The sequence below is a fragment of the uncultured Granulicatella sp. genome, assembly GCF_963528195.1.
Classification (GTDB): domain Bacteria; phylum Bacillota; class Bacilli; order Lactobacillales; family Aerococcaceae; genus Granulicatella.
This window is the reverse complement of record NZ_CAURVN010000011.1, coordinates 1-12920: the sequence shown is the minus strand read 5'-3', so window position 1 is coordinate 12920 and position 12920 is coordinate 1. Positions and strand designations below refer to the sequence as shown.

Genomic DNA, 12920 nt, shown 5'->3' with positions numbered 1-12920 from the left:
GTATTTCCCTAATTTCTAGCTTTTTTTGTACTTTCTCCTAGTTTTACATGAACTGGAATCGTCGTTTTCATCTCACAAGGAACTTTATGGATTAATTTATCCAAAACACCCATCGAAACTCTTCCAGCTTCTTTAAACTGATATTCCACTGTCGTTAATGTTGGATTCATAAATTGACCAATTTCATATCCACCAAATCCTGCAATTGCAATTTCATCTGGTATTTTTCTTCCACATTTTTGAGCTGCTTTCATTAAAGCTACTGCAATATTATCAGTTGCTGCAATAACTAATGATGAAGTTGGATTCTCAAATAATTCTAATCCAATTTCCATTGCTTTTTGAGTAGAAAAATCTCCTTCTAGCTGCTCAATTTTATCGAAATCGTTCGCTCTTGCTCCAGAAAAAATCCCTTCTTTTCGAATAATTCCCACAGCATGATCTCGTTTAGAAACACCCACATAAGTTAATTCATGGTAACCTAATTCTGCAAGATTTTGAACTAATTCAAAACCAGCTTGGTAATCATCATGAATTACACTATGAATTTCATCATGCTCTTGCCCTACAATTACAACCGGGACTGGACAATTTTTAATTGCTGTAATATGTGCTGAAGTTATCTCTGTTGCTATTAAAATAATGCCCGCAACTTTATTTCTAGCAAAACCTTCAATCGCTTTTATTTCCCTTTTACTATCTTGTCTAGCATTATTTATTAACAAATCATAATTTAACTCTTCAACAACCTCATCACTTCCCATTAATGTTAGAGCTGTTGCTGCTGAATCGATTCTTGGAACAATAACACCAATCATCGAACTTGATTTTGCTTTTAAACTACGAGCAAATGGGCTTGGCGTATAATTTTCTTCTTTTATAACTTTTTCAATCTTTTGCGCTGTTTTTAAACTAATCGAACCACCATTTAAATATCTTGAAACGGTACTTTTTGTTACACCAGCCATTTTCGCAATATCTTGAATAGTCGCCAATCACTCCACCTACCTTTATAATGTTGTAAAATCGATATTAAATGCTTGTTTTACATCTTCTGTTACATCACTAATTGGAGTTTTTGAAACAAATTTTCCTTTAAAACTGTAACGATGAGAAGCTTGTAAATCATCACATGTAATTAAAGTGATTTCTGTTTTTCCTGGTACATCATAAATAACTTCTACTTGATAAGCTTCCACTAAATCAATACTAGTTGTTTCATATTCATATACATATTCCATATCTGTTAAATAGATTTTATCGCCAACTTTTAATTTAATTAATGGAGAAAATAATAAACGTTCATCTGAGAAATAGTGATGACTTGCTAATGCGTAATTACCTTCCCCCATTTTTTGTGTAGGCTTCATTGTTCCAGCTCCAGCTAATAATACTGGGTTAGAAATTCCTTTATAAATTGGTAAATTTAACTTTACACTTGGGACAGCAATTGCTCCTAAAGTTAAAAACTTAGAAGTATCCATTTTAGCTTTTACAACTGATTGTAAATCTAAAGGTTCAACCGTTGAAAAATCAAATTCTGCTTCTTGAGTTTCATTTTCTTTTACTTCGGCTGCGGTAACTTTACTTAATTGTTGCGTATGCTCTTGTTGGAATTGTGCTAGCATATACGAACGAATCGGACCAGCAGCAAATAATAATCCCGCAATAATAAACAATAGTCCCGCAACCCACAATCTCCAATTAGACTTTCTTTTTTTCTTTTTCATCTCATCTTTTCTCGTCATAATATTCTCCTTTAAACTTTTGTACTTACTAAAATCCAATATCCTTTATCCCATTGAATTCTTTCACAGTTACCAAATACTTCTTCCATTTTCTTTTGAGCACTTGGTGCTCCTTGTTTTTTTTGAATCACAATAACTAATTGACCATTTTCAGTTAAATAATCATATGCTTTTTCTAAAATGGTATGTACAACTGTTTTTCCTGCACGAATCGGTGGATTACTAATAATAATTTCATACTGAGTTTTCTTAACAGCATCATACAAATTACTTTCATGTATATCTACATTTTTAATGCCATTTTTTTGTGCATTTTCCGATGCTAAAACTAATGCTCGTTCATTGACATCAATCATTTCAATGGATAATTCAGGGTATGCTTTTCCATAAGCAAGTCCCATCGTACCATAACCGCAGCCAATATCCAATAAACTTGCCTTTTGAAACTGCTCAGGAATATCATAAGACTCAACTAATAATTCACTACCAAAATCAACAGTATGTTTTGAGAATACTCCATTATCACTTGTAAAAGAAAGAGTGTTTCCTTTCAAGCGATACGTCCAATGTTTTTGTTGACTTTTACTATCTGGATTTTTTGTATAATAATGATTTGTCATAAATTCTCCTTTATACTCTATAATAATTAACTATACTATTTCTTTTTCAAACTTCCAACACTTATGATTAAAATTTAATCATTCACTGACGATTTTTACAACCAAAAAACCCGTTGCTATTTCTAACAACGGGAAAAGGTTAGGAGGGTTTACTAATAAAAAATGTTGGGAGTTCATTTTTTATTTGGGAGAAGTAAACCTTAGGTGTTTTATTGGGTATGGCTGTATCATAAAGGTAAAATGTGAATTTTTTATGAATTTTTTGTAACACTTTTGTGAATTTTAACTTTTTTTATATTTTCACATCACTATATTCGTCATATTTTTTAAATAAATTAACGACATATGAACATGTTGGATGGATTTTCTTCTGATTTTCCCTAGCATAATTCGCTAATTTATCGACTAGTAATTTTCCAATTCCTTGACCTCTATAAGTTGGATCTACAAAAGTATGATCAGCAATCAATACATCTTCTTCAACTTGAAATGTAATTTCAGCATCCACTTCACCTACTGCATTATAATGTCTAAAGGCATTTTCTTCTTTTACAAATTCCATTCAACTCACTCCTTATATTAAAAACTAGGCTTTATTTTTTGATTTTTCTTGTAATCTTTTTACAACATCTAGTATACTCTGTTTTTCATAAAAATCTACTTGATTTTGAATTTGTTCTTCTTGTAAGTCTGTAAACACTCCACAAATATGATTCGCAACTAGACAAACTTCATCTAATGAAGATTGATATTGTTTCTTTAATCGTTTATCTTCTCCAACTAGAATAAATAAATCTCCTAATGAAATATCTTTTGGATCTACTTGAATCTTATATCCTCCATTAACTCCATTAACAACATCAACATAACCTTTAGAAGAAGCTAAACTCATCACTTTTCTAACAATAACAGGATTGCTACATGCATTATGTGCTAATTGTTGGCTTGAAAATCTTCTATCATGATGTACAGATAAATAGGTTAAACAATGAATAATCACTATAAAGTCGTTTCCCATTTCGATTCCTCTATTTAATTAATCCAAAAACATCATTTAATGCTTCTGCCATTGTTGGGTGAGTAAAGATTTGATCACGTAAAGCTGTATAAGGTAATTTTGCTTTAATAGCAGTTGCAATGATATTAATTACTTCATGAGATTCTTCCGCAAATAATGTTGCACCAACAATTTCATTTGTTTGTTCATGTACTAAAACTTTGTAGAATCCAACTTGGTTACCTAAAATTTTTGCTTTTGGAACAGCAGCCATTGGTAATTTTGCAACTTTCACAGGAATTCCTGCTGCTTGCGCTGCTTTTTCATTTAAACCAACACTTGATAATGTAGGGCTAATAAATGTTGAAGTAGGAATTAATGAACGTTCTTTAGTTGAGTATTCTTTATTTCCTGCTAAGAAGTTTTTCACGATTCTGAAGTCATCTAATGAGATAAATGTAAATTGAGGGCCTCCATTTACATCTCCTAATGCAAAGATATGTGGTTTATTTGTTTGTAAAAATTCATTTACTTTAATTGCACCACGTTCAGATAATTCAACACCAGCTTTTTCTAAGTCTAAGCCTTGGATATTTGGTTTTCTACCAGTTGCTACTAAAACAGCATCTGCTTCAAGTACTTTTTCTTCATCATTTTTAGCATAGTAAACTGTTGCTTTGTTACCTTCTGTTTCAACTTTTTTAACAGAAATTCCTAATTCAAAAGTAACGCCCATTTCTTCTAAACGTTCTTTAACTGCAGCAGAAACATCATCATCTTCACGAGGAATAAATGCATCAAATACATCTACTACTGTTACTTTTGATCCAAATTGTGCATATGTTGCTGCAAATTCTAATCCGATAAATCCACTACCAACAATAACAACTGATTCTGGGAATTCTTCTAAATCCATAATTGTTTCATTTGTATGAATTGGTCCTCCAACTTTCAATCCTTCAATTGGTGGGATGAATGGAGTACCACCTGTATTAATAAAGATTCTTTCTGCTACATATTCTTCTACTCCATTAGCTGTATCTACAGCAACTGTATGTTCATCTACAAAACGTCCAAATCCATCTACAATTGTTACATTAGGAGCCGAATTAACTTTTTGATAATTTGCTTGATTTAAAGCAGCGATTAAAGCTTTTTTCTCTTGAATTGATTTTTTATAATAACTAGCTGCATCTTCTTGACTATATTTTTTACGAGCTGCTGCAGTTGCAATTTTTTTAGTTGGGATACATCCAACATTAATACATGTACCACCGTACATTACAGGAGATTTTTCAATTAAAACTGTTTCTTCTCCTTGTGTTCCTAAGTAAGCAGCAATTGTTTTACCTGCTTTACCAAACCCGATAATAATATTTTTTACGTTTTTTGACATATGAATCACCTTTCTTTAAATGTAATATTTTTGATTACATTTAATATCATAAACCTCTTTTTTTATTTTGTAAATAGTTTTGCTTAAAAAAAATAAAAGTCTGATAAAACAGACTTTTATTTTCTACTCTACAGTATGTGGTTTATAAAATGTTCGATTGTCTAATCCAAAAATTCGTTCACTAAATTGTCCTGGTTCTGTCTTTTGTAAAGCTGATGTAATCATTGTGACACTCGCATCCATTAAGTCCACATGATGTAAAATTTCTGCTTCTAATAATAATGGACGAACTGGAGAACCATATTCTAATTTGCCATGATGAGCTAATACTAGATGTTTTAATAAAACAACATCTTCATGACTTTGATCAATATCTAATTCTTCACAGGCTTTTGTAATTTCTTCATCCATTAACACAATATGTCCCATTAATTTACCTTTTAAAGTATATTCAGTGCCAATTGCTCCTGATAATTCAATAATCTTACCAATATCATGTAGTAGAACACCCGATAATAATAATGAACGATTCACTTCTGGATATTGTTCTGCAATTGCTTTTGCTAAACGCAACATCGATAAAGTATGATAACTTAATCCTCCTGCAAACGCATGATGGTGACGTTTAGCTGCAGGATATTCAAAGAAATCTTGTTGATATTTCCCTAAAATTTTATGCACAATTCTTCTCATTGTTGGATTAATAATTTCAAAAAGAATAGAATTCAGCTCTTCTTCCATCTCTTCTCTTTTCATTGGAGCATGTTCTAAGAAATCTGAAACTTCATTTGGTTCGCCCATTTCTGGTCTAGAAAGACGTAAGCCAGTTATTTTTATTTGAGGCATTCCATTAAAAATTTCTCTTTTTCCAACTAAATAAACAATACTTCCTGATGAAAATCGTTCAATTTCTTCAGGAGTCGCTGACCAATATTTTCCATCCATTTGTCCGGACTTATCTTGGAATGTAAAAGCTAAAAACGGTTTTCCATTTTTTGCTAATCTCACATCAGCTGTTTTAATTAATAAAAACAATTCTAAAGATTCATCTACTGCATAATCATATAATTTTTTTACCATGAATTCCTCTTCTTTCTATCTTTGTAGCCTAATGAGGCTAGCAGGTGTTTCAGCAATCGTAAAAGGCTCATCATCTAATGAAAAATAGATTACTTGTACTTTACTTGAAAGCTCTTTAATTAATTGTAACATAATCTGTTTACGTTCACTATCAAAATTAACAAAACCATCATCAATTAAAATAGGTAATGCTATTTTTGAAGAAAGATTTTCAATAAATGCTAAACGAATACTGACTAATAATTGATCTAATGTACCTCTAGACAATTCACTAGCAAATAACCAGTTTTCATCATTCTTTTGCACCACTATTTTCAAGTTTTCCATTTGTATTCCTTGATATCTACCTTGAGTTAATCGATTAAAATAATGACCCGCTACCTTTATCACATCATTTGTTTGAGAAGGTAACTGTTTTTGTAAACTTTCTAAAATCCATTTTGAAGCATATAAATAACTTGCCCATTCTACTAATTGTTCTTCTACTTCTGCCTTCCATAATTCAAATTGAATTAGCTGTTCATGATATGTTCCATCTGTTGCTAGTTGTTGAATCTGTTGTAGTTTTTGTGCTTGTTCTTCTATTAACGACTGATTTTTTTGAAGAAGATTTAATAATGAGTGATGTGAACTCTCCATTTTTTGTTCTAGTTCTTCTTTACTTTTAATTGCTTCTAATTCTTCTAAATAATTCTGTAATTGTTGCTTTATCTGAGTATATTCTTGAATTAGTAGACGATTCCTTTCAAATGCTTCATCTTTTTGATAAAATTCTTCAACATTTTGAACATTAGCTTTCTTAAACATTGACATCTTTTGACTTTCTAAAAATTGTTTATCACTATACAGCTGTTGAATTTGCTCTTGTAATTTTAACCCTTCATTCATTTGAAGAATTTCTTTCTGATAAAAATTTTGAACTTCTTGAATTATTTTTTTCAACAGTTTCCATTCTAATTCAATTGCATTTGGAATAGCTTCCTTCTTCACTTCAAAAACCCACTGCCAGGTCATTTGTAATTGAGTTAATTCTTTTTCAATTTTTTGAAGTATTCCTTCTTTTATTTGTCTTTGTTCAATAAAATATCGAAGAGATTTTAAAACATCTCCTTGGTAAAGTTGTTCAACTGTAATATTTGAATCAGCATATCCATATTTATTTTTCCAACTAAATAATTCCAGAGAAATTTTTTCAAGTTTTTCTTTATTATTTTTTCTTTGTAAAGCATCCTTTTCTAATTCATCACTGATTTCTTCTAATCTTGCTGAAAAATACTCCTGAATTTGACTCGTATAAACAGATTTTTTTTCATACATCCAACTAGGTAAACTAATCATGACTCCAATGACTACTCCAATAGCTCTAAATACTGGATTTGATAGTAGTAAAATAGATGCAAGACTAGTCACTACTGCACTAAAAATCAAAACTCCCGTAATATTAAATCGATGATTAGTGGGACTTTGATTTTTAGAATGGTGATTGATTTTTTCTTTTTCCTCTTTTAGTCGATTCATTTTAGTATCTAATTCTATTTCTTCAAATTGTAAAGTTTTTTGCTGATTAATTTTTTCTTTTAACTGTTCAATTTCATATTTTGGGATTTCTAAAGGCATATTTTCATGATGAATATTCCATATTTCTTCTTCCTTTTGAATATTTTCTTGTAATTCATCTAATTCTATTTTCATTTTTTTTCTAAGCAAAATTTTTTCTTCTATTTCATCTTCCATTAAAGAAATATTTAGTAACTGAGACCATCTTGGATCTTCTTTTAGTAGCTGTTCACTTTGATGTCTCTTCTTCCATAAATGATACTCCTGTTGTAATTCATGAATTTGTTGTTCATTCCATTCATCATCTAAATGATTTCTTTCTAATTCATATTTCCACTCTGGATTCCAATTTTTTTCCTGATTAAAATTAATTTTTTTGCTGATTAGTTTCCATCTTTCATAGCTATTCCAATGAGACTGTAATAATTGAAGTTTTCTTTCTTCTTCCTGATTTTTTTGAATCATCAGCGAATTTCTTTGAATTTCTTGCTTAATCTCTTCAGATTTTTGAAGTGTCTCTTCATAAACATCATTATTTTTTGCTAATTCTTCTATTTTAACCATTTGTAAATCTAATTGATGTAATTGCTGATTAATGACTCTTTTAACAGCTTTAGGAGTAAAGATTGAGTCCGCTTGTTTTTGTAATCTTGTTGATAATTTCATCCATTCTTCGCTACCAGTTAAACTAACACTATAGAGAAATTGATCCATTTCCTCCATTGAAGAAAATTGAAATTGGTCTAATTGTTCTTTATTAAATCCAAAAACTTGTGCATATTGTTTTTCATCAATTTGAAAAAGCAATTGTTGCCATCTATCTTCGGATAAACTTTTTCCTGAAGTCGTTTCACATTTAAAACATTGCTTACCATTTTTAATATATCTTTCTATGAAAAGGGATCCTTCTAATGTTTCATCTAACCAAATTCGTCCTCCCATAATCCCCCCATTTTGAGGCTCATAAGAGTATTTACCAGAAACTTTCTTTGGAAAACCAAATAAGACATGTTGAATAAAAGAACGTAAAGTCGATTTCCCTGATTCATTTTTCCCTTGAAATATTTGTAATTGATGATGAAAATCCATTCGTACTTTTGACCATTTTCCATACCCAAAAATTTCAACTCTATTAATGTACATTTTCATCACCTACTTCCATATTTGTTTCAATTAAAACTTTCGCTCTTTGAATCATTTTATGTTGAAATGCTTCACTACTCATTTCTTTGGAAAAATATTTTGCCAATAGAGTATGTTGCATAGCAATATTTTGAATATCTTGCAGTCGGTTTAGATGACTTTCCTCATCCTCCAATAATTCAATGCTTAGTTGATTATTTCTTTTTAACTTCCTAAATTCGATATCCATTTCTATCAAATATAATTTTTCGTATTTCGTGGAAATTTCCTTTTGTAAAATTTCTTCTATCAATTTCAACCATGATTGATTAAAGCCTCTCTCTACTATTAGATTAAATTTTAACAAATAAATTTTATCACCATTCCATTTTTGGATTAAAATTTCTCTATACATCTGTGATACGATTTGTTCTATAGAATGAACTTCTTCCACTAAAAATTCTATTTCCACCCATTCAATTGGATTACAAGAAACAAATTGTCTATTCATCGGTAAGTTTTTAGTTAAAGTAATTAGATAAAAACCTTTTTCGCCTATCTCTTTAAAATTTCGACCTTGAATCGTTCCAGAGTATGCAATTCTACCATTAGAATCTAAATCCATCGCTCGATGAATATGTCCTAATGCCCAATAATCATAATGAAGCTTTTCTAAATCACTGATTTTAAAGGGAGCATATGCTGCAGATGAATCGGATGCCGTTCGTGTTTGACCATGATACATCCCAATATGAAAATCCACTAAGGAATTTCTCATTGGAAAATGCATTGCCATTGACTCTGCTATCCATCTTGCATCATAACTAAATCCACTAATAGCAATACTTTCACCGGAAGAAGTTTTCAAGATTTCTGTTGAAACCTCTTCTTTAAATACTTTTACCCAGTCATTATTCCAATCTTCAGTAAATCCTCCATAATCATGATTCCCATGAATTAAAAAAGTATAAATACCTGCTTGAGCTAATCTTTGAAATTGTTCTTTTAAAAAAATTTTTTCTTGAATATGTTGATGACTAGAATCAAAAATATCTCCTGAAATTAGCACAAAATCAACATGATATTCAATGGCAGTATCAATCAACGTTAAAAAGGCTGTTTTAGTAGCTTCAATTGCTCGAAATGCAATCGTACTATTTTTTTGTTGAAGTCCAGTGAAAGGACTTCCTAAATGTATATCGGCACAATGAATAAAGCGAATCATAAAAACTCCTTATCTGTAAAAAAATAAAACGATCTATTCACTTCTAGTCCATTATGAATTTTATTCACTAGACTAAAAATCAATAAGACCGTTTCGATCAATATTATTATTGATATAATTCTTGTAATGAAGTCGTTAAAATACGGTTAATATCTTGCATTACTGTATTTAAACGTTGTTCTGCTTGCATTAATGTTTGAATCGCTTCATTCGAACTTGCTTTTTGATATAAATCATTTGCATAAGTCGAATCTTCTTCAGTCAATTCTTCACCATTCACTTGTTTTTGTAAGAATTTCGCATTCATATCACGGAACTCTTCAAATAAAGCTTTTGCTTCTTCAGATTGTTGTACTGCTTCAAAAGCTGATTTCACTGCAGCAAACTCTTCTGATTGACGAAGTTCACGTTCTAATTGATTCGCTGTATCGTATAAATTGCTCATCATTATACCTCCTTCTTTTCTTTTATTATAGCATAACTTTTATGATTTCTTCTACTTTTTTCGCACATATGTTCGTACACAAAAAGCCGGCATAATCACCGGCTTCATTTTAACGATAATGATATGAATTCCCTTGATTTCTACGAGCTGCTCGTAAAGAAATCTTTTCATGAGAAATTCCTGATTGCACCCATAATGCAAAATTTTTCAATGGAATATACAACAAGTAATACAATACAATATTTAATATTAAACTAGATCCTAATCGTTGAACTAAAAATTGTTGAACTGTTAGATGCTGAATTCCAATTAAAGTATAAATGATGTAAACACCCGTCTCAGTTATTGTTAATAGAAAAATTAAAGCCAATCCTAACGTAAAAGGATTAATACTAATTTTCCCTCTAATATGTCCAATTACTCGAACGATTACAGCAAAAATCGCCATATAAACTCCTAAAATTCCTGAATAGTAGCTGTCATACATAAATCCAACCATTACTGCAAACCAAAACATACTTGAATGGTCAATAATAAAGGTCAATAATACTAATGTTATGACAACAATTCTTGGGACAAGAGTATATCCAGATTCAATTAGAAATACTGAAAAATGATTCATCATTACTCCATCCATTAAAAAAGCAATAATCATCAAAATGGGTAACCAATAAATACGTTTTGAAGTATGCATTATTCAGTCCTACTTTCACTTGTTCGCTTCACTACAGTTACATAACGAACATCATTTGTATCAGCTGCCGGTTTAATACGAACTTCTTTATAAAGTCCAAAACGATCCATCGCTACTTCTTCTACCGTTCCAATATATAAAGAACTTGGAGAAACTCCTCCTAAACCCGAAGTAACAACTTTATCGCCTACTTTAATTTCTTGAGTTGCTTGAATTTGACTCATAATTAAAATATTTTTTTCATGATCAAATCCGGTTAATGTTCCATAAATAGATTCTTTTTCTCCTTGAATCATCGCTGCAACACGAACTAATGTATTATCATTATTCGATAATAAAGCAACTCTAGCACTCGTAGGATTCACATCTAATACTTTACCTACTAATCCATTGTCACTCATTACAGACATTTGAGGAGTTAATCCATCATTTGCCCCTTTATTAATCGTAACAATATCTCTCCAAGTATCTGGATTTCTAGCAATTACAGTTGCATTAATTAAAGAATAGTCGTTTAAAGTATCTTTTAACTTCAACGGTTCCTTCATTTTTTAATTATGTTTTTTTAAGTCATTTAATTTAACTTCTAATTGATAGATTGTCTCTACTTTTTGTTTTAACGTCTGATTTTCTTGATAAGTATTTGTTAAATTTGAAATACTCTCCATAAAATCATTGACACTATTGGCAGGATAAGCAAGCATTCTTCCTAAAATGTTTGTCACATCATTGACACCTTGCGAAACGATATTACTACCAACAGTGAGTGAAAAGGTAATTAATAATAGTGTTACAATTCCACCTAAAACCCAACCAATTAATTTCTTGTTCGAAAATATTGGATTCACTGTTCAGTCTCCTTTTTATTATTTTTTCATTAATAATGGATTTGCTAAAATTATTCCAGTTCCTAACGCAACACAATCCAAAGGATCATTTGCTACAAAAGCAGGAACTTGTGTATGGTCAGAAATTACTTCTGCTAAATTCCTTAACAATGCCCCACCACCTGTTAATACAATGCCGTGATCAATCACATCAGAGGCAATTTCTGGTGGTGCTTGTTCGAGAACATCTTTTACTGCGTCAATAATTTGCGTAATAATTTCACTCATTGCTTCTGCAATTTCTACAGCTTCTACTTCAATAATCCTTGGTAATCCAGAAACCATATCACGTCCACGAACTTGCATACTTCCATAAGCAGAAGCTTTTTCAACGGAAGCTGATCCTAATTGAATTTTTAAGTCTTCGGCAGTTCTTTCACCAATCAATAAATTATATTTTTTTCGAACATGTAATACAATTGCTTCATTTAATTCATCTCCACCAATGCGGATAGATTGGCTATTTACAATTCCACCCAAAGAAATTGTTGCTACATCAGTCGTTCCTCCACCAATATCGACAATCATACTACCAGTTGGGTCTTGTACAGGTAATCCTGCTCCAACAGCTGCTGCAAATGGTTCTTCTACAACATAAGCTTCCTTAGCACCAGCATATTTTGTAGCATCTAATACAGCTCTTTTTTCAACATCCGTAATTCCACTTGGAACACAAATCATTACAATCGGTTTAAAGAAAGAACGACCTACAATTGATTGTACAAAATATTTTAACATTGCTGTTGTTGTATTATAATCTGCAATCACACCGTCTTTCATCGGTCTAACTGCCACAATATTTTCTGGTGTTCGTCCAATCATATCAAATGCATTTTGACCGACAGCTATAATTTCTTCCGTAATTGTATTTTTTGCGACAACTGATGGTTCACGTGTCACAATACCTTCATTTTCAAGATAAACAATCGTATTGGCAGTTCCTAAATCAATACCAATATTTTGTGCTCTTAAACTTAATGCAACCACAAACGGCCCTCCTTTTTGTGCCTAATAAGGCACTCTATATACCTTGTATAGTATATCATACAATGACTTAATAATAAATATTAGTCCACACAGTATGCTAAAGAAAGTTCTAAGAAACACAAACATTTGTGACACGAACCAGTGTCAATACAACTTGTGGGA

The 12920-nt window shown here is 31.0% G+C and carries 14 protein-coding genes; all 14 read right to left on the bottom strand.

Annotation, left to right across the window (positions count from 1 at the left end; translation table 11 throughout):
* Positions 1 to 8: 8 nt before the first annotated feature.
* Positions 9 to 995, bottom strand: coding sequence for a LacI family DNA-binding transcriptional regulator (locus RWR88_RS04660; protein WP_314450865.1), 987 nt, complete (start codon positions 993 to 995; stop codon positions 9 to 11).
* Between the two features lie 15 nt (positions 996 to 1010).
* The gene (locus RWR88_RS04655) at positions 1011 to 1748 is read right to left on the bottom strand and encodes a class A sortase (protein ID WP_314450864.1); all 738 of its coding nucleotides are present in this window, start codon (positions 1746 to 1748) and stop codon (positions 1011 to 1013) included.
* Between the two features lie 11 nt (positions 1749 to 1759).
* Complete coding sequence (locus RWR88_RS04650; protein WP_314348774.1) at positions 1760 to 2368, bottom strand: class I SAM-dependent methyltransferase; 609 nt, start codon at positions 2366 to 2368, stop codon at positions 1760 to 1762.
* Between the two features lie 292 nt (positions 2369 to 2660).
* The gene (locus tag RWR88_RS04645) at positions 2661 to 2930 is read right to left on the bottom strand and encodes a GNAT family N-acetyltransferase (protein WP_314450863.1); all 270 of its coding nucleotides are present in this window, start codon (positions 2928 to 2930) and stop codon (positions 2661 to 2663) included.
* 24 nt (positions 2931 to 2954) lie between these two features.
* Positions 2955 to 3386, bottom strand: a complete 432-nt coding sequence (locus RWR88_RS04640; RefSeq protein WP_314450862.1) for an Rrf2 family transcriptional regulator — start codon at positions 3384 to 3386, stop codon at positions 2955 to 2957.
* Between the two features lie 10 nt (positions 3387 to 3396).
* On the bottom strand, positions 3397 to 4761 hold the full coding sequence (locus RWR88_RS04635) for an FAD-dependent oxidoreductase (RefSeq protein WP_314450861.1): 1365 nt from the start codon (positions 4759 to 4761) through the stop codon (positions 3397 to 3399).
* A gap of 123 nt (positions 4762 to 4884) precedes the next feature.
* A complete protein-coding gene (locus RWR88_RS04630; protein ID WP_314450860.1) occupies positions 4885 to 5841 on the bottom strand; it encodes an HD domain-containing protein in 957 nt (318 codons plus the stop codon).
* A gap of 15 nt (positions 5842 to 5856) precedes the next feature.
* Entirely contained in the window at positions 5857 to 8541 is a 2685-nt protein-coding gene (locus tag RWR88_RS04625) for an AAA family ATPase (RefSeq protein WP_314450859.1), read from the bottom strand.
* Entirely contained in the window at positions 8531 to 9745 is a 1215-nt protein-coding gene (locus tag RWR88_RS04620) for a DNA repair exonuclease (protein ID WP_314450858.1), read from the bottom strand. Before RWR88_RS04620 ends, RWR88_RS04625 begins: the two co-directional genes overlap by 11 nt.
* Before the next feature lie 106 nt (positions 9746 to 9851).
* Positions 9852 to 10190 carry a YlbF family regulator gene (locus RWR88_RS04615; protein WP_020991276.1) on the bottom strand — a complete coding sequence of 113 codons (339 nt, stop codon included), beginning with the start codon at positions 10188 to 10190 and terminating at the stop codon, positions 9852 to 9854.
* 109 nt (positions 10191 to 10299) lie between these two features.
* A complete protein-coding gene (gene mreD / locus RWR88_RS04610) occupies positions 10300 to 10884 on the bottom strand; it encodes a rod shape-determining protein MreD (protein ID WP_314450857.1) in 585 nt (194 codons plus the stop codon).
* A complete protein-coding gene (gene mreC / locus RWR88_RS04605) occupies positions 10884 to 11420 on the bottom strand; it encodes a rod shape-determining protein MreC (RefSeq protein WP_314450856.1) in 537 nt (178 codons plus the stop codon). The genes mreD and mreC overlap by 1 nt, the downstream gene beginning before the upstream one ends.
* Positions 11421 to 11435: 15 nt before the next feature.
* Positions 11436 to 11732 (bottom strand): hypothetical protein, encoded by a 297-nt coding sequence (locus tag RWR88_RS04600; RefSeq protein WP_314450854.1) that lies wholly within the window; start codon positions 11730 to 11732, stop codon positions 11436 to 11438.
* 18 nt (positions 11733 to 11750) lie between these two features.
* Positions 11751 to 12758 carry a rod shape-determining protein gene (locus RWR88_RS04595; protein WP_314450853.1) on the bottom strand — a complete coding sequence of 336 codons (1008 nt, stop codon included), beginning with the start codon at positions 12756 to 12758 and terminating at the stop codon, positions 11751 to 11753.
* Positions 12759 to 12920: the final 162 nt, after the last annotated feature.